Source organism: Cupriavidus taiwanensis (genome assembly GCF_900250115.1).
GTDB lineage: Bacteria > Pseudomonadota > Gammaproteobacteria > Burkholderiales > Burkholderiaceae > Cupriavidus > Cupriavidus taiwanensis_B.
This window is the reverse complement of sequence record NZ_LT984804.1, coordinates 1,656,208-1,675,969: the sequence shown is the minus strand read 5'-3', so window position 1 is coordinate 1,675,969 and position 19,762 is coordinate 1,656,208. Positions and strand designations below refer to the sequence as shown.

Annotated in this window: 16 protein-coding genes; 9 read left to right on the top strand and 7 right to left on the bottom strand. The window is 70.0% G+C overall.

The genetic code is table 11. The features are described 5' to 3' along the window. Positions 1-6 precede the first annotated feature (6 nt). Together CBM2586_RS24285 and CBM2586_RS24280 are read left to right on the top strand one after the other, a co-directional pair. On the top strand, positions 7-1,290 hold the full coding sequence (locus CBM2586_RS24285) for a Zn-dependent hydrolase (RefSeq protein ID WP_115690324.1): 1,284 nt from the start codon (positions 7-9) through the stop codon (positions 1,288-1,290). 19 nt (positions 1,291-1,309) lie between these two features. Continuing rightward, positions 1,310-2,800, top strand: a complete 1,491-nt coding sequence (locus CBM2586_RS24280; RefSeq protein ID WP_115690322.1) for a M81 family metallopeptidase — start codon at positions 1,310-1,312, stop codon at positions 2,798-2,800. A 205-nt stretch (positions 2,801-3,005) separates the two neighbouring features. Here CBM2586_RS24280 and CBM2586_RS24275 read toward each other — a convergent pair whose 3' ends face one another. Then, a complete protein-coding gene (locus tag CBM2586_RS24275; protein WP_240988022.1) occupies positions 3,006-3,890 on the bottom strand; it encodes a LysR substrate-binding domain-containing protein in 885 nt (294 codons plus the stop codon). A gap of 143 nt (positions 3,891-4,033) precedes the next feature. On the opposite strand from CBM2586_RS24275, the gene CBM2586_RS24270 reads away from it, so the two are divergent. The 3 genes from CBM2586_RS24270 (at position 4,034) to CBM2586_RS24260 (ending at position 7,861) form a co-directional block, all read left to right on the top strand. After that, positions 4,034-4,519, top strand: a complete 486-nt coding sequence (locus CBM2586_RS24270; protein ID WP_115666420.1) for a (2Fe-2S)-binding protein — start codon at positions 4,034-4,036, stop codon at positions 4,517-4,519. After that, positions 4,516-6,660: a xanthine dehydrogenase family protein molybdopterin-binding subunit gene (locus CBM2586_RS24265; protein ID WP_115690318.1), complete on the top strand. Its 2,145-nt coding sequence runs from the start codon at positions 4,516-4,518 to the stop codon at positions 6,658-6,660. The genes CBM2586_RS24270 and CBM2586_RS24265 overlap by 4 nt, the downstream gene beginning before the upstream one ends. A 169-nt stretch (positions 6,661-6,829) precedes the next feature. Further along, on the top strand, positions 6,830-7,861 hold the full coding sequence (locus CBM2586_RS24260) for a patatin-like phospholipase family protein (protein ID WP_115690316.1): 1,032 nt from the start codon (positions 6,830-6,832) through the stop codon (positions 7,859-7,861). On the opposite strand, the gene CBM2586_RS24255 is transcribed toward CBM2586_RS24260, so the two are convergent. The 3 genes from CBM2586_RS24255 to CBM2586_RS24245 form a co-directional block, all read right to left on the bottom strand. Then, a complete protein-coding gene (locus CBM2586_RS24255) occupies positions 7,842-8,483 on the bottom strand; it encodes an HD domain-containing protein (RefSeq protein WP_115664198.1) in 642 nt (213 codons plus the stop codon). The genes CBM2586_RS24260 and CBM2586_RS24255 overlap by 20 nt on opposite strands. After that, positions 8,480-11,950, bottom strand: coding sequence for an adenylate/guanylate cyclase domain-containing protein (locus tag CBM2586_RS24250; protein ID WP_115690314.1), 3,471 nt, complete (start codon positions 11,948-11,950; stop codon positions 8,480-8,482). The genes CBM2586_RS24255 and CBM2586_RS24250 overlap by 4 nt, the downstream gene beginning before the upstream one ends. Before the next feature lie 164 nt (positions 11,951-12,114). Continuing rightward, a complete protein-coding gene (locus tag CBM2586_RS24245; protein WP_115664200.1) occupies positions 12,115-13,038 on the bottom strand; it encodes a LysR family transcriptional regulator in 924 nt (307 codons plus the stop codon). 171 nt (positions 13,039-13,209) lie between these two features. Between CBM2586_RS24245 and dkgB the strand changes: the two genes are divergently transcribed. From dkgB to CBM2586_RS24230, 3 genes are all read left to right on the top strand, one after another. After that, complete coding sequence (gene dkgB / locus CBM2586_RS24240) at positions 13,210-14,016, top strand: 2,5-didehydrogluconate reductase DkgB (protein ID WP_115690312.1); 807 nt, start codon at positions 13,210-13,212, stop codon at positions 14,014-14,016. Positions 14,017-14,106: 90 nt separating this feature from the next. Next, complete coding sequence (locus CBM2586_RS24235) at positions 14,107-15,222, top strand: alkene reductase (protein ID WP_115690310.1); 1,116 nt, start codon at positions 14,107-14,109, stop codon at positions 15,220-15,222. A 321-nt stretch (positions 15,223-15,543) separates the two neighbouring features. Beyond that, the gene (locus CBM2586_RS24230; RefSeq protein WP_145987446.1) at positions 15,544-15,933 is read left to right on the top strand and encodes a hypothetical protein; all 390 of its coding nucleotides are present in this window, start codon (positions 15,544-15,546) and stop codon (positions 15,931-15,933) included. A gap of 38 nt (positions 15,934-15,971) precedes the next feature. On the opposite strand, the gene CBM2586_RS24225 is transcribed toward CBM2586_RS24230, so the two are convergent. Beyond that, positions 15,972-16,208, bottom strand: coding sequence for a DUF2795 domain-containing protein (locus CBM2586_RS24225; RefSeq protein ID WP_115664204.1), 237 nt, complete (start codon positions 16,206-16,208; stop codon positions 15,972-15,974). Between the two features lie 326 nt (positions 16,209-16,534). Between CBM2586_RS24225 and CBM2586_RS24220 the strand changes: the two genes are divergently transcribed. Then, positions 16,535-17,506: a Bug family tripartite tricarboxylate transporter substrate binding protein gene (locus CBM2586_RS24220; RefSeq protein WP_115690308.1), complete on the top strand. Its 972-nt coding sequence runs from the start codon at positions 16,535-16,537 to the stop codon at positions 17,504-17,506. 4 nt (positions 17,507-17,510) lie between these two features. On the opposite strand, the gene CBM2586_RS24215 is transcribed toward CBM2586_RS24220, so the two are convergent. Next, positions 17,511-18,407 (bottom strand): LysR substrate-binding domain-containing protein, encoded by an 897-nt coding sequence (locus tag CBM2586_RS24215; protein ID WP_115691456.1) that lies wholly within the window; start codon positions 18,405-18,407, stop codon positions 17,511-17,513. Positions 18,408-18,522: 115 nt separating this feature from the next. Continuing rightward, positions 18,523-19,761, bottom strand: coding sequence for a metal-dependent hydrolase family protein (locus CBM2586_RS24210; RefSeq protein WP_115690306.1), 1,239 nt, complete (start codon positions 19,759-19,761; stop codon positions 18,523-18,525). Position 19,762: the final 1 nt, after the last annotated feature.

Sequence of the window (19,762 nt, the reverse complement as noted above, 5' to 3'; positions counted from 1 at the left end):
AATAACATGACGACATTGCAAGCTGCGCGCGCGGCGGCGGCGGGCGCCGGCGCGCGCGCCGACCTGCGCATCGACGGCCAGCGCCTGTGGGACACCCTGATGCGCCTGGCCGCCATCGGCGCCACGCCCAAGGGGGGCGTATGCCGGCTGGCGCTGACCGACCTGGATCGCCAGGGCCGCGACTTCTTCGTCGCCGAGGCCCGTGCGGCCGGATGCACGATCCGGGTCGATGCCATCGGCAATATCTTTGCGCGGCGCGCCGGACGCGACGACGCCCTGCCGCCGGTGATGACCGGCAGCCATATCGACACCCAGCCGACCGGCGGCAAGTTCGACGGCAACTACGGCGTGTTCGCCGGCATCGAGGTGCTGCGCACGCTGGCCGACGCCGGCATCGTCACCGATGCTCCGCTCGAGGTCGCGGTCTGGACCAACGAGGAGGGCTCGCGCTTCGTGCCGGTGATGATGGGCTCGGGCGCGTTCATCGGCGAATTCGCGCTGGCGGAGGTGCTGCAGCAGCGCGACCGCGATGGCATCAGCGTCGGACAGGCGCTGCAGGCCATCGGCTATGCCGGGCCGGAGCCGGTCGGCGCGCGTCCGGTCGGCGCCTACTTTGAAGCGCATATCGAGCAGGGGCCGGTGCTGGAGGCCAACGACACCACCATCGGCGTGGTCACCGGCGCGCTTGGCCAGCGCTGGTACGACGTGGTGCTGACCGGCATGGAAGCGCATGCGGGCCCCACGCCGATGGCGCTGCGCAAGGATGCGCTGCTGGCGGCGTCGGAGCTGGTTGGCATGGTCAACCGCATCGCGCTCGATCACCCCCCGCATGGCCGGGGCACGGTCGGCTGCCTGGCCGTGCATCCCGATTCGCGCAACGTCATCCCCGGCAAGGTGACGATGACGGTGGACCTGCGCGCCGGCGATGACACGGTGCTGTCGGCGATGGACGCGGCGCTGCGCGCGCAGGTGGCGGCACTGGCGGCGCGCAGCGGCATCGACATCGAGCTGCGGCAGGTGGTGTACTTCCCGCCGCAGCCGTTCGATGGGCGGCTGGTCGAGGCGGTGCGCGGCGGCGCGCGGCGGCTCGGCCATGCCGCCATGGAGGTGATCAGCGGCGCCGGCCATGACGCGGTCTACCTGGCCCGCGTCGCCCCGGCCGCGATGATCTTCGTGCCGTGCAAGGACGGCATCAGCCACAACGAAATCGAAGAGGCCCGGCCGGAGCACCTCGAGGCCGGCTGCAACGTGCTGCTGCACGCCATGCTCGATGCCGCCACGCGGCCCTGACACCGGAACGGACTACCCGATGAAGATCCTGATTGCCCGACTCAACCACGAGACCAATACCTTTTCACCGGTGCCGACACCGCTGGCCGCGTTCGCGCCGGCCTATGGCGACGCCGCCTGTCGCGCCGCCAGGGGCACCCGCACCGCGGCCGCCGCCTTCATCGACCTGGCCGAGGCCGCCGGCGCCGAGATCGTGGTGCCGGTGATCGCCGGCGCCAACCCGAGCGGGCGCGTCGCGGCCGACGCCTACACCCACCTGTGCGACACCATCATCGCGGCCGCCGACGGCTGCGATGCGGTCATGCTCGACCTGCATGGCGCGATGGTGGCAGAGAACAGCGACGACGGCGAAGGCGACCTGCTGCGCCGCCTGCGCGCCGTGCTGCCGCAAGCCCCCGTCGCGGTCGCACTGGACCTGCACGGCAACATCACGCAGGCGCTGGTCGACCATGCCGACATCGCGGTCAGCTTCAAGACCTACCCGCACGTGGACATGTATGAAACCGGCGCGCACGCCGGCCGGCTGCTGCTTGACATGGTCGAGGGACGCGTGCGCCCGGTGATGGCGTGGCGGCGCCCGCCGCTGATCACCCACACCCTGCCCAGCCGCACCGACGAAGGTGCCATGCAGCGCGCCGTGGCGCTGGCGCGCGAGGCCGAGCGCGACGGCATGCTGGCGGTGTCGGTGCTGGCCGGCTTCGGCCTGGCCGACATCGCCGCGCCATGCCTGAGCGTGATCGTGGTCGGCGACGGCGACCGCGCGAAGGCGGACGAGGTCGCCAGCCGGATCGCGGCACAAGCGTGGGCCGAGCGCGATGCCTTCGCCTATCAGGCGGAGCCGCTCGCCAGCTCGATCGCGCGCGCCGCGCAGCTTGCCGACAGCGCCGACGGCGCGAACGCAGGACCGGTGCTGCTGCTCGACCATGGCGACAACTGCATGTCCGGCGGCACCTGCGACAATATGGCGGTGCTGCACGAAGCGCTGGCGCAAGGCCTGACCGGCATCGCGGTCGGGCCCGTGTGCGACCCGGCGGCGGTGGCAGCGCTGGTCGACGCCGGCGTCGGGTCCCGCATCACGCTGCCGGTCGGCGACAAGGTGGCGTTGCCCCAGCTGGAGGTCTATCCGCAGGCCCGGCCGCTGACCGGCACGGTGGCGGCGATCAGCGACGGCGAGTACACCATCACCGGGCCGACCTACACCGGACAACGCATCCGCATGGGGCGCACCGCATTGCTCGATATCGGCGCGGCGCAGGTGATCGTGACCGAGACCCCGCAAGAGCACTGGGACCTGGGCATCTTCACCCATATCGGCATCGATCCGCATCGGGCCAGGTTCCTGCTGCTGAAGTCGCGCATGTACTGCCGCCCGGTGTTCGTGCCGATCGCCAGGGCGGTGGTGGAGTGCGACGGGGAGGGCGTTACCAGTTCGCGCTATGAGCGGTTTCCGTTTCGCAAGGTGAGCAGGCCGGTTTATCCGTTGGATGATGTTGCTGGGTGGGAGGGGTGAGGTCGGGTGTCCACGAGGGGATGCGGTGGACTTCGTTGATGCGCCGGCCCTCACCCCCGCCCCTCTCCCGCAAGCGGGAGAGGGGAGAAAACCGGCAGCCGCATCATCGCTTCAAGCTTTTCAATTCGCGCTTGGGTACTCCCTCTCCCGCTTGCGGGAGAGGGTTGGGGTGAGGGCCGGAGTATCAACGAAGTGAAACCTGTCGCTATTGCCACCGCCGGCCCTCACCCCCCACCGCCACCTCCCGCAACCACTCCGCGAACCCTCGAATCAACCCCTGCTTTGGATTATCCCCACGCCATACGATGTAGCAGTTATGGCTGGCCGGAAAACTGTCGACCAGCGGCTGCACCAGCCGCCCCGCGGCGATGGCCTCGCGCGCCAGCAACGCGCGCGTAAGCGCCAGCCCCATCCCATTGGCCGCGGCTTCGATCAGCAGTGCCCGGCAGTCGAACACGATGCCGTCCTCGGGCTCTTCCAATACCACGCCCGCGGCGGCGCCCCACTGCGACCAGCGGAAGCGTGCGTGCCGCAGCCGTGGCAGGTGCGCGGCATCGGCCGCGCTCATGCCGGCATGCCGCCGGGCGAAGCCGGGGCTGCATACCACGATGATGTCGTCGTCCAGCAGCTTCAGGCACTGGTAGCCGGTGAAGGGCGCGGGGCCGTAGCGCAGGCTGACGTCGAGATCGGAGCGGGCAAAGTCCGGATCCTCGGTGCTGGCGGCGATGGACAGGTCCAGTCCAGGCAGTGCCTCGCGCAGTTGCGGCAGCTTGGGCACCAGCCAGGCGCCGGCCAGCTCGGGGCTGACATTGACATGCAGCGACTGCCGTTCGCGCGCGCGCCGCGCGGACGCGCCGGCCAGTGACAGCTCGACCGCGCGCAGGGCGCGGTCGAGGTCGTCGGCCAGTTCGCGGCCGGTGGCGGTCAGCTCCAGTTGCCGGCCCTCGCGCAGGAACAAGGTGCAGCCCAGCTGAGACTCCAGCGCACGGATATGCCGGCTGATGGCGCCATGCGTCACGCACAGCGCATCGGCGGCGCGCGTCATGCTGCCCGTTCGCGCGGTGGCGGCAAAGGCCTGGAGCACTTGCATCGAGGGGAGCCTGCGGATCATGGCTGTGATCTTGCCTCACAGGTGATGGCAAAACAAGTCGATTGTCCCGCCATGCCGCCCGGCGGATACTGGGCCGCACCGAACCGGCCGCTGCGAAGCCGGTGCGCAACGAGGAGACCCCCATGAAGCTGAAATTAAAGATCAACGGCAAGCGCCACGCCGTCGAGGCCGAACGCGATATGCCCCTGCTGTGGGTGCTGCGCGATTACCTGGGCTATACCGGCACCAAGTTCGGCTGCGGTGCCGGCCTGTGCGGCGCCTGCACGGTGCATGTCGACGGCAAGGCGGCGCGCGCCTGCATCACGCCTGTCGGCAGCGTGGCGCGTGCCGACATCACTACCATCGAAGGATTGTCGGCCGACAATTCGCACCCGGTCCAGCGCGCGTGGATTGCCGAGCAAGTGCCGCAGTGCGGCTATTGCCAGTCGGGCATGATCATGGCCGCCTGCGCCTGGCTGAAGGACAACCCGTCGCCACGGCCGGAGGATATCCGCGCCGGCATCACCAACCTGTGCCGCTGCGGCACCTACCCGCGCGTCGAACGCGCCATCCTGCGCGCGGCCACCGCGCAGAACGCGGGCGACCCCAAGGGGAGGGCGTCATCGTGAGCCGTCTCCGCACAAGCCGCCGCCGTTTCCTGCAAGCCGCCGGCGCGATGCCCGCGGCGCTGGTGCTGGGCTTCCACCTGCCGCTGGCGAAGGCCGCCGAGGCCGGCGCCCCCGCGCGCGACCCGGACGACGTCAACGCCTGGCTGCGCATCGATGCCGATGGCAGCGTGACCATCATGGTCCCGTCGGCCGAGCTGGGGCAAGGCGTGACGACCTCCGCCCCCATGCTGGTCGCCGAAGAGCTCGAGTGCGACTGGCGCCAGGTGCACGCCGAGCTGGCGCCGACCGATCCGGTCTACAACAACCGCATGTTCAAGGTCCAGGCGACCGCCAGCAGCACCTCGGCACGCTGGTCGTTCGAGCCGCTGCGCCGCATCGGCGCCACCGCGCGCGAGATGCTGCGCGAGGCCGCCGCGCAAGGCTGGAGCGTGCCGGTGGGGCAGTGCCGCGCGGTGCAGGGCGTGGTGCGGCACGAGCCCAGCGGCCGCACGCTTGGGTATGGGGCGCTCGCCGCGCGCGCGGCCAGGCTGCCACGTCCGGCCAGCGTGGCGCTGAAGGATCCGCGCGACTGGAAGCTGCTGGGCCGCCCGACGGACCGGCTCGACATTCCGCTGAAGACGCGCGGCGCCGCGGTGTTCGGCGTCGACGTCAAGGTGCCGCGCATGCTGGTGGGCTCGGTGATGGCGTGCCCGGCCTTCGGCGGCACGCTGCGCCGGGTCGATGCGCGGCCGGCGCTGGCGCTGCGCGGCGTGCGGCGCGTGGTGCCCCTGGACGATGCCGTGGTGGTGCTGGCCGACAGCTACTGGACCGCGCGCAAGGGCCTGGCCGCGCTGCAGCCCGAGTGGCAGCTGCCGCGAGACAGCCTGGCTGGCGACGCGGCGCTGATGGCCGGCTACCGCGACGCCGCGCGCCGCGCCGCGGCGGTGGCGCTGCGTCACGGCGAGCCGGACGCGCACATGCAGGGCGCGCAGGCCTACACCGCCGAATACGAGGTGCCGTACCTGGCCCACGCCACCATGGAGCCGATGAACGCCAGCGCCGACGTGCGCGCCGACCGCGCCGAGATCTGGGGCCCGACCCAGGTCTGCGGCGAGATCGCGCAGCGGCTCTCGGGCGTGCTGGGGCTGCCTGCCGATCGCATCGCCGTGCACGGCACCTTCGTCGGCGGCGGCTTCGGCCGGCGCGAGGAGTTCGATGTCTTTGTCCAGGCCGCGCTGGCATCGAAGGCGGCGGGGCAGCCGGTCAAGCTGATCTGGTCGCGCGAGGAAGATATCCAGCACGATTTCTACCGTCCCGCGGCGGCGGCGCGCTTCAGCGCGGTGCTGGCCCCGGACGCGGCCGGCATCCGCGCGCTGGATGCGCGCCTGGCGTGCTCGTCGATCTATGTCCGCAATTTCCCGGACCGGGTCAAGGGCGGGGTCGACCCCAAATCGGTGGAAGGGGTGGTGGACCTGCCTTACGCGCTGCCCCACGTGGCGGTGCGCCATGCCATGGTCAATACCGCCGTGCCGGTGGGCTTCTGGCGCGGCGTGGGCTATACGCAGAACACCTTCTTCGCCGAGAGCTTCATCGACGAGCTGGCCCAGCACGTCAACACCGATCCGCTGCAGTTCCGGCTGCAGCTGCTGGCCGACCGTCCGCGTCCGGCGCGCTTGCTGCAGCGCCTGGCGCAGCACGTGGGCTGGGGCAGCGCGCCGGCGGGGCGCTGCCACGGCCTGGCGCTGTCGCAGGCGTGGGGCTCGCTGTGCGCGACGGTGGTGGAGCTGTCGGTGCAGGGCCAGCGCATCACGCTGCACCGCATCGTCAATGCCATCGACTGCGGCACCGTGATCAACCCCGCGACGGTCGAGCGCCAGCTGGAGGGCGCCAGCATCTGGGCCCTGAGCGCGGCCATGACGGGTGCCATCACCATCGCCGACGGGCGCGTGCAGCAATCCAATTTCCACGACTATGCGCTGTTGCGGCTGGCGCAGACGCCCCGCTTCGAGGCGGTGCTGGCGCCCAGCGGCGAGCGCATCGGCGGCGTGGGGGAATCGGCGGTGCCGACGCTGGCGCCGGCGCTGGCTAATGCGCTGTTCGCCGCGACCGGCCAGCGCCTGCGCTCTCTGCCGCTGGCGCGGCATGGGTTCGAACTGGCGTAGCGGGCACCGGACGCGTGCGCAAGTGATGCCGCTGCCACGAACGCGGAAGCCGCCATGACGCAGCCGCCGCGGCAGTGTGGGTCATGCCACGCACGCCGCCTTACGCTGCCGGCCCGGTTCTTCCTACACTGGAGCATGGCGCCTTGCCGCCGCCGAAGGGAAGACACCTATGCCGCCCGAGCCTGTCCAAGCCAAGCCCGTGGCGCTGGCCTTGCAAGGCGGCGGCATGCACGGCGCATTTACCTGGGGCGTGCTGGACCGCCTGCTGGAAGATGGCCGGCTGCTGATCGAGGGCGTCAGCGCCACCAGCGCCGGCGCCATGAACGGGACGGTGCTGGCCTATGGCCTGATGCAGGGCGGCAGCGAAGGCGCGCGCCAGGCGCTGCATGACTTCTGGCAGGCCATCGCGAACTCGGCGCAGCGCTTCAATCCGCTGCGCTGGCTGCCGTGGTTCAAGGGCAGCCATACGCTGGGGCTGAACCATTCTCCCTTGTATGCCATGGCCGACATCACGCTACGGCTGCTGTCGCCGTACCAGTTCAACCCGGGCAATGCCAACCCGCTGCGCGACGTGCTGCTCGGCCAGGTGGATTTCGCGGCGCTGCGCGCGTATTGCCCGATCCGGCTGTACCTGTGCGCGACCAATATCGAGACCAGCCGCATCCGCATCTTCGCGCAGGAAGAGCTGAGCGTCGACGCGGTGCTGGCCTCGGCCTGCGTGCCCACGCTGTTCCAGGCGGTCAGCATCGACGGGCAGCATTACTGGGACGGCGGCTATGTCGGCAACCCGGCGATCTTTCCGCTGATCTACCACTGCGAGACGCATGATGTGGTGATCGTCCACATCAACCCGATCGTGCGCCGCGGCGTGCCGACCACGGCGGCGGAGATCCTCAACCGGGTCAACGAGGTCAGCTTCAACTCCTCACTGATGCGCGAGATGCGCGCGATCGGCTTCGTCACCACGCTGATCCAGCAGGGCAAGATCGACCGCAACGAGATGAAGGAGATGTGGATCCATTCGATCCGTTCGGACGAGACCATGGCAGCGCTGGGGGTCTCGACCAAGTACAACGCCGACTGGACTTTCCTGTGCGCGCTGCGCGACCAGGGCCGGCAGGCCGCCACGCTCTGGCTCGAGCGCAACTATGACTGCGTGGGCCAGCGCTCCAGCATCGATATCACCGGCGAATTCCTGTAGGCGCCGGCTGGGCCAGCCGCCAGGCGAGATTGGCCCGCGCCTGTGCCTCGTAGCGCGACCGGAACAGGTCGGTGGCATAGATGCGGGGGCTGGCCAGCAGGCGCTGCAGGAAGGCGCGCTCGGCGGCGTCGTAGGCGGCATCGTCAAGGTCGGTGCGCTCGGCGCGCAGGCGCGCGCCGTTGTCCTGGAAGCGTGCACGGCTGTATCCCAGTGCGGCCAGGTCGATGTCGGCGGTGAAGCGCCCGGCCAGGCTGGCGGGCACGTCGGCGTGCGTGGTCTCCAGGATCAGGGTGGCGACGCGCGCGGCAGTGCCGACCGTGCCGGCCGACCAGTGCTGCAGCCACGCCGCACTACGCGCTTCGTTGTCGGCGGCACCCGGCACATAGATGACGTCATGGCACCACAGCGCCAGCTCCACGTCGGCGGGATCCGGTATCGCGCTGCGCGCCCAGTCGAGGTCCCGCAGGCAGCGGCGCACATGGTCCAGGGTGTGGTAATGCCGGGTCGGCTCGCCGTAGCAGCGCGCCAGGTCGGCATACGCGTCCGTCGCGCGGGTGCCGCCCGCCAGGGTCCAGAGCGCGACAAAGCGCTCTTGCAGCGGATTGGCCGGGGCGGTGGTCATGCGCGCGCCGGCCCCGGCTTGAGGGTCGCGTCGTTGGCAAGCTCGGCCAGCAGGGCGCGCGCCGCCTGCCAGTCGGCGCCGTCGGTGCCCTCGCTGAAGCTGCCGTGGACGCGCGCCAGCGCTTCGCGCGCGGCGTCGCCCTTGCCCTGGCGCTGCCATAGCCGGGCCAGGCTGAGCGCGGCCTGCAGTTCCAGCGGCCTGGCGCCCTGGTCGTGCGCGACCGCGAGCGCGCGCTGGAAGCAGGCCTCGGCTTCATGGCTGGCGGCGGCGCTGGCAGCGGGCGCGGCCAGCTGCAGCAGCAGGTCGCCGCGCAGCCGATAGACGGCGGCTTCATCGAGCCGTTCGCCGGTGTCTTCGATCATGGCCTGGGCGCGCGTCAGCACGTCCAGCCCGGCGGCGGGCTGGCCCGCCTGGCCGCAGGCCTCGGCCAGCATGGCCAGCAGGTTCGGCATGCCGAGTTCGCCGCCGGTGGCCTCATAGGCGGCCAGGCCGCGCCGCATCCGCGCCATGCCTTCTTCGTGGCTGCCCTGCGCGGACAGCGCCCAGCCCTGCAGCACGGTGCCCCAGGCCAGGTAGATCGGGAATCCCTGTTCGCACGAAATGGCAATGGCGGCTTCCGCATACTCCCTGGCCTGCGCGGGGTCGTGGCGCCAGCGGTACTGTTCCGCCGCGAACACCAGGCACAGCGCGAGGTTGTAGGCATCCGGGCGCGCGCGGGCCAGCGCCAGCGCCTCGCGGCTGCGCGCCAGGGCCTGGTCGGCAAAGCCCTGGTACCACAGGATCCAGGCCAGCGTGCTGGTGGCGTGGACCATCGGGTCGCGGCCGTAGCCGGTCAGGAAGTCGTAGGCGGAGGGCTCGGGGTGCGGCACGGCCAGCACGGCCTCCATATGCGCGTGCGCCTCTTCCAGCAGTCCCAGGCGGAACAGCGTGGCGCCCAGCGCGCGATGGCCTTCGGCCAGCTGCTTGGGCTTCTGCGACTCGGTGGCCAGCGCCAGCAGGCGCCGCGCCAGCGGCAGCGACACCTGGTATTGCGCGCGCAGCTGGTAGAACGCCCACATGCCAAGCTGTGCCGAGAACACATAGGGCGTCTGCCGGCCCTGCTCGCACAGCGACATCGCGCGCCGGTAATTGGCCTCCACCTCGGCCGAGGCCTGGCCGCGCGCCGCGATCAGCGCGGGCCCCAGCGTCAGCAGCAGCGTCAGCTCCTGGCGCGCGCGCTCGCTGCTGTCGGGCTGGCGCTTGAGCAGGGCAATGGCCTCGCTCAGGTGCCGGATCGCTTCCTCCTGCGCCGAGCGCTGCAGCGCCTGCTGGCCGGCGCAGTGCAGGTACTCGACCGCCTTCGGCACATTGCCGCTGTGGCTGTAGTGGTGGGCCAGCTCGCTGCAGTAGTCCTTGAGCCGGCCGTGGAACATCGCCTCGATCGCCTGCGCGGAGCTTTCGTGCAGCGCGCTGCGGCGCTCGGTCAGCAGCGAACTGCCGGCCACTTCCTGGGTCAGCGCGTGCTTGAAGGCGTACTCCACCTCGGGGAAGGCGGGGCGTTCGTAGATAAAGTCGGCGCTCTGCAGGTCCCGCAGCAGCGGATACAGCCGCGCTTGCGGCAGGCCGGTGACGCGCAGCACCAGCCCCAGCGGAAACTCCTTGCCGATCACGGCGAGAGTCTGCAGCAGCTCCTTCTGCGCCAGCGGCAGCCGGTCGATACGCGCGGCCAGCACGCCCTGCACGGTGGTCGGGATGTGCAGCAGCGCCGGCGCCTTCTCGATGCGGTAGCTGCCCGGCTGGCCCAGCAGCGCGCCTTCCTCGGCCAGGGTCTGGACCACTTCTTCCATGAAGAAGGGATTGCCTTCGGTCTTGTCGAGGATCAGCCGCTTCAGCGGCACCAGGCTGGGGTCGTCGCCGAGCAGGGCGGTCAGCAGTTCCTGCGCCTCGGCCTGTCCCAGCGGTTGCAGCCGCAGCTGCGAGTAATGCGCACCGGCGTCCCAGCGATGGCTGTACTCGGGCCGGTAATTCACCAGCAGCACGATGCGCGCGCCCGGCACGTGGTCGACCAGCATGTTGAGAAAGGCCTCGGTCTCGCCGTCCAGCCACTGCAGGTCCTCGAAAATGACTTCCAGCGGCTGGTTCTGGCTTTCGCGGACCAGCAGCCGAGCAATCGCGTCGAAGGTGCGCTGGCGCCGCAGCGCCGGGTCCATGGTCGGCAGCGGCGAGTCGGGCTCGACCACGCCGAGCAGGTAGAGCAGGTAGGGCAGGTGTTCTTCCAGCGAGCGGTCCAGCGTCAGCAGCCTTCCGGTCAGCTTTTCGCGACAGCTGCGGTCGCCATCGTGCGCCGTGATCTGGAAATAGTTCTTCAGCATCTCGATCAGCGGCAGGTAGGCAAAGGCCTTGCCGTGCGAGACCGAGAACGTCTCGAGCGCCAGGCAGCCTTGCTGCGACCTGACCTTGAATTCATGGAACAGCCGCGACTTGCCGACGCCGGCCTCGCCCACCACCGCGACGATGCGCCCGTGGCCGGCCTTGGCCTGCTCCAGCGCCGCGTTCAGGTGCGCGAGCTCGTCCTGGCGCCCGACAAAGCGCGCCAGGCCGCGGTGCGCCGCCACCTGCAGCCGCGTGCGCAATGCTCCCGGCCCGATTACCTCGTACACCGCCAGCGGTTCGCGCACGCCCTTGACACTGGTGGTGCCCAGTGCCGTGAACTCGAAATAGCCTTCGGTCAGCTTGTGGGTCGACTCGCTCACCAGGATCGACGCCGGCGTGGCGATGCCTTCCATGCGCGAGGCGATATGGATGGTGTGCCCGACCGGATCGTAGTCGGTGTGCAGGTCGTCCTTGCGGATCGAACGCACCACCACCTCGCCGGTATGGATGCCGATGCGGACCTGCAGCGGAATGCCTTGCTCCAGGCGCACACGGTCGCTGTGCCGGTGCATCGCATCCTGCATGCGCAGCGCGGCGTAGAGCGCGCGCAGGGCGTGGTCCTCGTGGGCGATGGGCGCGCCGAACAGCGCCAGGATGCCGTCGCCGAGGAACTTGGCGACGTAGCCCTCGTAGTGGTGCACCGCTTCCATCATCAGCGTCACCACGGGATCGATCAGCCGGCGCGCATCCTCCGGGTCCAGGTCCTGGGTCAGCGCGGTCGAGCCGGCCATGTCGGCAAACAGCGCGGTGATGGTCTTGCGCTCGCCGGCAGTCTCGCCGCGGGCCTCCATCGCCGCCTGCTCGGCCAGGATGCGCCCGGCAAGGTGCGGCGGGGTGTAGTGGACCGGCGCCGGACTGTCCGGGCGCGCCGCGGCGGGCGCGGGCGCAGCGGTGGCGGGCGGGTCGGGCAGGCCGACGCCGCAGACCCGGCAGAACCGCGCCGCCGCGGTGGCCTCGGCGCCGCATTGCGGGCACACGCGGGCCAGCCGCGCCCCGCACGCCTCACAGAAGTTGGCGCCCGCAATATTGCCGAAGCCGCATTGGCTGCAGCGCATTTCGCCTCCCGGCCGTCGTTGCCAGCTTGACGGTACCTGGATCTATTAGAGGCGGGATAAACCGAGGTGGCAAGGCGGCCGGCATGTGGCGGAGGCGGTGCCGGTCAGCGCCGAGCCGGCTCCGGGCGGGCCGGAGCCCAGGTTCGTGGTGCCCGGAACCATGGTCACGGCTGCGCCCACGCCGGCTGGCGCGAGCCACCCTTGCCGCCGATTGCCTCGACCAGATAGTCGACGAACGACGCGATGCGCGCGGAGATCGCGGTATTGCGGTAATAGACCGCATGGATCGGCTGGCGCACGTCCTGGGTCTGCCGGGCCAGCACCTGCACCAGCCGGCCGGCCTCGCGGTCGTGCGCGGTCATGAAGTCCGACAGGCACACGATCCCCGCGCCCTCCAGCGCAAGCTGCCTGAGCGTTTCGCCGCTCGACGACCACAGCGACGGCTCGACCCGGCAGGGCTCGCCGTCCGCACCCAGGATCGGCCACACGTTCAGCGATTCGGGCTGGTTGAAGCCCAGCAGCGCGTGCCTGCCGAGATCCTGTGCCTTGCGCGGCTGGCCGTGCGCGTCGAGGTAGGCCGGGCTGGCCAGCATGCGCACCCGGCTGTTGCCGACCAGCCGGCTGTGCAGCGTCGAATCCTTCAGGCGGCCGATGCGGATGGCCACGTCGGTGCGGCGCTCGAGCAGGTCGATGATGCCCTCGTTGCTGTTCAGTTCCAGCTCGACCTGCGGATAGCGCTCGCGGTAGCCGCGCACCAGCGGCACGATCACATGCAGCATGAACGGCGACGCGGCGTCGACGCGCAGGCGCCCGGACGGCTTCTCGCGCCGCGCCAGCATCTGTTCCTCGGCGCTCTCGACCGAGTCGATGATGGCGCGCGCGTCGTGCAGGAAGGCCTGGCCTTCCTCGGTCAGCTCGAGGCGGCGGGTGGTCCGGCGCAGCAGCGTGGTCTTGAGCTTCTCCTCGAGCCGGGCGAGGGTGCGGCTGGTCGCCGAGACGGTGAGGTCGAGCTGTTGCGCGGCGGCGGTGATCGAGCCGCTGTCGACCACGGTGGCGAAGGCCAGCAGTTCGTCGAGCGTGATTTTCATGGTTGCGCCGGAATCAACACAGCCTGGGTTATAGACGATGCGGCCGGGCCTGGCAATCCTTGATTTCAAATCAAATATTTTTGTCCAGTAAAGGCGTTTATCTCATCAGTATCCGCGTGCAGAATGCCGCATCGAACCAGCCTTCCCTGTCTTCTCCCAGGAGCAAAACCCATGAGCAAGATTCCCGCCTTCGGCCTCGGCACCTTCCGCCTGCAAGGCCAGGTTGTCATCGACTCGGTCCGCAACGGCCTGGAACTGGGCTACCGCGCCATCGACACCGCGCAGATCTACGGCAACGAAGCCGAGATCGGCGAGGCCGTCGCCGCTGCGGGCGTGCGCCGCGAAGACCTGTTCCTGACCACCAAGATCTGGGTCGACAACTACGCCCCGGACAAGCTCGTGCCGAGCCTCGAACAGAGCCTGGCCAGGCTGCGCACCGATTACGTCGACCTGACCCTGATCCACTGGCCGGCACCCGGCCATGGCGTGCCGCTGGAGACCTTCATGACCGCGCTGGCGCAGGCGCAGGAAAAGGGCCTGACGCGGCAGCTCGGCATCTCCAACTTCAATATCGCGCTGACCCGCCAGGCCATTGCCGCGATCGGGCAGGAGGCGATCGCGACCAACCAGATCGAGCTGAGCCCGTATCTGCAGAACCGCGAGCTGGTGGCGTTCCTGCAGCGGGAGGGCATCCACGTGACGTCGTACATGACGCTGGCTTACGGCAAGGTGCTCGGGGATCCGGTGATCGGCGCGATCGCGCAGCGGCACCAGGCTACGCCGGCCCAGGTCGTGCTGGCGTGGGCGCTGCAACTGGGGTACTCCGTCATTCCGTCGTCGACCCGGCGCGAGAACCTGGCCGGCAACCTGCTCGCGCAAACGCTGCGCCTGAGCGACGACGACATGGCGCGGATCGCCGCGCTGGAGCGCAATGGCCGCGAGGTCAGCCCGGACGGCCTGGCGCCGCAATGGGACTGAGCCGCCCGACGCGCCGACATTCGCGCCCCCCGACATTCCCGATGACCCGTGCGCGGCCCCGCCGGCCGCCGACCTGACAGGATCAGCACCATGAGCAAGGATCCGCTGTTTCAACCGCTGCAACTGGGTGGCCTGACGCTGCCGAACCGCATCGTCATGCCGCCGATGACGCGCTCGCGCGCCAGCCAGCCCGGCGACGAAGCCAACGACCTGATGGCCGCCTACTACGCGCAGCGCGCCGGCGCCGGCCTGATCGTCAGCGAGGGCACCTATATCGCCCCGCTCGGCAAGGGCTACGCCTGGACCCCGGGCATCCACACCCCGGCGCAGGTCGCCGGATGGCGCAAGGTGACCGGCGCGGTCCACGCCGCCGGGGGCCGCATCTTCGCCCAGCTCTGGCACGTCGGCCGGCTCAGCCACACCAGCCTGCTGGGCGGCCGGCAGCCGGTGTCTTCGTCGCCGCTCCAGGCGCAGGGCGTCAATGTCTTCATCGCGGGGGATGACGGCAGCACTCCGGGCTTCGTCCAGGCCTCGATCCCGCGCGCGCTGACGGTGGACGAAATCGGCGAGATCGTCGACCAGTACCGTGCCGCGGCCCGCAACGCGATCGCCGCGGGCTTCGACGGCGTCGAGCTGCACGGCGCCAACGGCTACCTGGTGAACCAGTTCATCGACTCGGGCGCCAACACGCGCACGGACCAATACGGCGGCTCGCTGGAAAACCGGCTGCGCTTCCTCGGCGAGGTCACGCAAGCCCTGATCGAAGGCAGCGGCGATGCCTCGCGCGTCGGCATCCGCCTGGCGCCGCTGACCACGCTCAACGGCTGCGTCGACGACAATCCCGAAACCACCTACCTTGGCGCGGCGGAACTGCTGGGCCGGCTCGGCGTCGGCTATCTCCATATCGCGGAAGCGGACTGGGACGACGCGCCGCTGATGCCGGTGGCATTCAAGCAACGGCTGCGCGAGGCATTCGCGGGGGTGCTGATCTATGCCGGCAAGTACACCGCGGCGCGTGCGCGCGAGGCCGTAGCCGCGGGCTGGGCCGACCTGGTCGCGTTCGGCCGTCCGTTCGTCGCCAATCCCGACCTGCCCGAGCGCCTGCGCGTCGGCGCGCCGCTGGCGCTGCACCAGCGCGATACGCTGTTCGGCGGCGGTGCGCAAGGCCTGACCGACTATCCGACCCTGGCGCAAGCCGCGGCCTGAGCGATTCACGAATGGACCGGATGGGACAGTGATGGGGGCGGCCGTGGTGGCCGTACTGCTTCAGAGGGATATGCTGCGTCCAGCATAGTTGGGCAATATCGACAACGTCCGGGTACATCGGCCCCGGACGTCCCGCCCGCCAGGCTTGCCCGGCGGGCGCTTTCATTTGACGGGCGGCAAAACGATATGAAGGCGCGAATCATTCGCGTTTGTTAGGGGGGCCGTGGGGCGCGCGAGGAGGAGGTAGCGCCAGTCCACGGCGGCGAGCTTTGCCCATGCGCTGCGGTGCGCGCACAGAACTATCAGAAGAGGAGTGAGACCGTGCCTGTCCATCAGTCGCCAGACCACAGCCTTGCGCCGGCATACCCGGATGTTCATCACCTGCCGCCTGGCTCCGGCCTTGGCGCGCCGCCACTCGACACTGAGCCGGGCCGCCCGCTGAGCGGACGGGAGAAGCTCGCGCTGGCGCTGTGCGCGCGCGCTTGCCGGCTCGTCGACGTGGGGCCGCCGTTCGGGGCCGAAACGATCGCGTGGCGGGGCAGCGCCTACGTCTATGTGTTCGGCTGGGACAGCGATGGCGGGCGCCGCCTGTTCGAGGTGTTCCGGGACAAGGACGAAACCCTGGAGCCGGTGCTGGCGTTCCAGTATCCCGTTCCGCTGCGAAAACTGTTCAAGCACGACCTGGATCCGCTGTACGGCGATCGACGCTGAAACGCGGGCGCGGGTGCTGGCATGCGCGGCGGTTGCGTCTACGTGGCGCGGTGCCGGGCAACGGCTTGCGCGACCTCGGCGGTATCCCGGTAGTTTTGTTCAGGTATGCCCAGCAGCGCGTCGACGATCGCGTCATCCGCATTGTTGTCGCGCGCGGTAGAGACCAGCGCGCCGCGCGTCGCGGGATAGTCCAGCCCGCGCAGTGCCTGCTCGAGAGCGGCCGGATCCCATCGATCCGTGCGCGGCTTTGCTTGCGGGTGCTTGTCATTGGCCATGGCTGATCTCCGGTAGATGACGCGGGGTGCGCGAGGCTCCCAATTCCGGAATCACCTGCGCGTTCCAGACCCCGGCGCCGGGCTCCGCGGTCTGATTCCCGACGTCGAAGCCTGATGGAAATGCAAGGCACATGCCATGGCCGACCCCGCCGCAACGGGTGGGCGGGGTCTTGCGCACATCACGCCACCATAAGCCCTGTCCGCACATACCCTGAATTGACGGTAAATTTTATGTGCGTAAAATTAAATTCATAAATATGAATAACGGCAGGTGCGGCCCCATGCCGTCACCGCTTCCGACCACCGCCATCCAGGAGACACCCCCGATGCAACCCAACCTCCGCCGCCGCCTGATGCTGTGCGCTGCCGTGCTGAGCGCGATGCCCGCGCTGGCCTGGAGCGACACCTATCCCAGCAAGCCGATCCGCATGGTGGTGCCGTTCGCCCCCGGCGGCGCTACTGACGTGGTGGCGCGGCTGATTGCGCAGAAGCTGGGCGAGGCGCTGAAGCAGTCGGTGGTGGTGGAGAACCGTCCCGGCGCCAACGGCATCATCGGCACCGACGTGGCGGCACGGGCCGCGCCTGACGGCTATACGCTGCTGCTCAATTCCGCCGGCGCGCAGACGCTCAGCCCGGTGTTGTACAAGGCCGGCTATGAGCCGCTGAAAAGCTTCGCGCCGATCTCGCAGATAAGCAATATCGGTTTCGTGATGGTGGTGCACCCCTCGGTGCCGGCCACGACCGTGCAGGAGTTCGTCGCGCTGGCCAAGGCCAAGTCCCGGCCGCTGAGCCTGTCGGCCGGCAGCAGCATGATCGAACTGATCGGCGCCACCTTCAAGAGTGCCGCGGGCACGCCCGACGTGGTCAGCGTGTCGTACCGCGGCACCGGCCCGCAGATGCAGGCGGTGGTGGCGGGCGAGGTCGACATGACCATCGACCCGTTCAACGGCATGGCGATGATCAAGGCCGGCAAGCTGCGCCCGCTGGCGGTGTTCGCCTCCAAACGCTCGCCCGCGCTGCCGGACGTGCCGACCATGCACGAAGCGGGTTTCGACGGCATGGCGTTCAATTCCTGGGCCGGCCTGCTGGCGCCGGCCGGAACGCCAAAGGAGATCGTCACGCGGCTGAACCAGGAGATGAACCGCATCCTGGCGCAGCCCGACATCCGGCAACGGCTGGCCGCGATCGACTACGAAGTGGTGGGCGGCACCCCCGAGCAGTTCGCCGCCACCATTGCCGAGGACGCGGCCAGGTGGGCGAAGATCGTCAAGGATACGAATTACAAGGCGGGTTCCTGAGCCTTCACGCCGCCGCCTGGCGCACCAGCCAGTTGCGGAACGCGCGCGCCGCGGCCGGTTCCATGCGGTCGCGCGGCCATACCGCGTAGTATCCGCCGCCGAGGCTGGCGCTGGCGTCGCAGGCGCGCACCAGCAGCCCGTCGCGCAGGCAGGCGTCGATCATGTGGCGCCAGCCCAGCGCGATGCCCTGGCCTTCCATGGCCAGCTGCAGCAGGATCGGATACTGGTTCGAGGTCAGCACGTGGCGCGGCGTGGCGTCGGGCAGCCCCTGGTGCGCCAGCCAGGTCTGCCACGACATCCATTGGCGCTGGCCGTCGTCGAGCATCAGCAGGGTCTCGCCGGCGAGGTCAGACGGGGCCAGCGTGCGCCCGCCGAGATAGCCGGGCGTGCAGACCGGGAACACTTCCTCGCCGTACAGCCGGCGCGCGGCCAGTCCGGGCGGCGGACCTTCGCGCAGGTAGTACAGGCCGATGTCGAACTCCGCCGGCGACAGCGCCGACAGGCTGTCGCTGACGGTCAGGCGCAGGTGGATCTCGGGGTGGGCGGCGCGGAACGACGCCAGCCGCGGCGTCAGCCACAGCACCGCGACGCCGCTCGAGCAGGCCACTGTCAGCGCGGTGTGGCTGCGTACCTTCATCACGTCTTCGGTGGCCTCGGCGCAGCCGACCAGCAGGCGCTGCACCACCTCGGCATAGCGTTGCCCGCTTACCGTCAGGCGCAGCGCGCGCGGTTCGCGGATAAACAGCTTGCGCCCCAGGAAGCGTTCCAGCTGCGCCACCTGCCGGCTGATGGCACTCTGCGTCAGGTGCAGTTCGGCCGCGGCGCGGGTAAAGCTGCCGTGCCGCATCGCGGCTTCGAAGGCGACCAGGTTGGGCAGGGGTGGGAGCGGGGAAATGCGCATGGGGGCGTCCGGGCCGGAGATGCCGCCATGATAGACCGCCGGCATGTGCCCGCGGGTGGGGCGGAAGGGGCGGGAGGGGCTTGCCACCCGGGGCATCCGGGTGGCGGCAGCCGGCTCAGCCGGCGCGGTGGTGGATGCGGCCTGCCTGCATCACCACGCTCAGGCGTTGGCCTTGTCCGGCGATCAGGCTGATGTCGGCGAGCGGGTTGCCGTCGACCAGCAGCAGGTCGGCCAGCGCGCCCGCACGCGTGGTGCCGAGTTCGCCTTCGCGCTGCAGGATGGCCGCGGCGATCGAGGTGGCCGAGCGGATCGCTTCCAGGTTGCCCAGCAGTTCGGCGCGGATGCGGAACTCGTCGGCCTGGTAATCGTGCATTTCGCCGAGCAGGTCCGAACCATAGCCCATCGGCACGCCGGCATCGGCATAGAGGCGCAGCGAGTCGCGGCCGGCCTGGCGCACGGTCTCGATCTTGGCCACCGATTCGGGCGGCAGGCCCAGGCGGGCGCCGTCGCGGGCGAGGGCATCGTAGGTGACCAGCGTGGGCACGACAAAGGCACCATGCTTGCGCATTTCATCCGCGGCGGCGCGGTCGACCAGGTTGCCGTGCTCGATGGTACGCACGCCGCAGCGTACCGCGCGCGTGATCGCGCGGCCGGTGTAGGCGTGGGCCATTACGTAGGTCTGCGCGGCCTCGGCCTCGGCCACGATCGCGCGGATCTCGTCCTCGCTGTACTGCGTGTTGCCGATCGGGTCGGTTGGCGAGGCCACGCCGCCCGACGCCATGATCTTGATCTGGGTCGCGCCCTTCTGGATTTCCTCGCGCACCGCCAGCCGCACCGCGTCCACGCCATCGGCCACGCGCGCGATGGCGCCGGCGCGGAAGGCGCACGAGCACGGCTCGAGCACATCGGAGCGCGGACGGAAGTCGCCATGGCCGCCGGTCTGCGACAGCGCCTTGCCCGAGGCAAAGATGCGCGGGCCCGGCACCAGCCCGGTGGCGACCGCCTGCGACAGGCCCCAGTCGGCGCCGCCGGCATCGCGCACGGTGGTAAAGCCGCGTTCCAGCATGCGCTGCATGATCGGCAGGGCGCGGATCGCGACCAGCACATTGGGCTGGACCGCGTTCAGGCCGAGGTTGGCCAGCGACGCCAGCACGTGCACATGGCAGTCGATCAGGCCAGGCATCACGGTCTTGCCGCGTGCGTCGATACGCCGGGCGTTGGGTGCATCGATGGCGGGCCCGACCGCGGCGATGCGCTCGCCTTCGACCAGCACGTCGTGGCCGCGCAGCAGCTCGCCCGTGCCGGGTTCGAGCACGTCGCCGCCGTGGAACAGGATCTGGGTGTTGTGGGACATG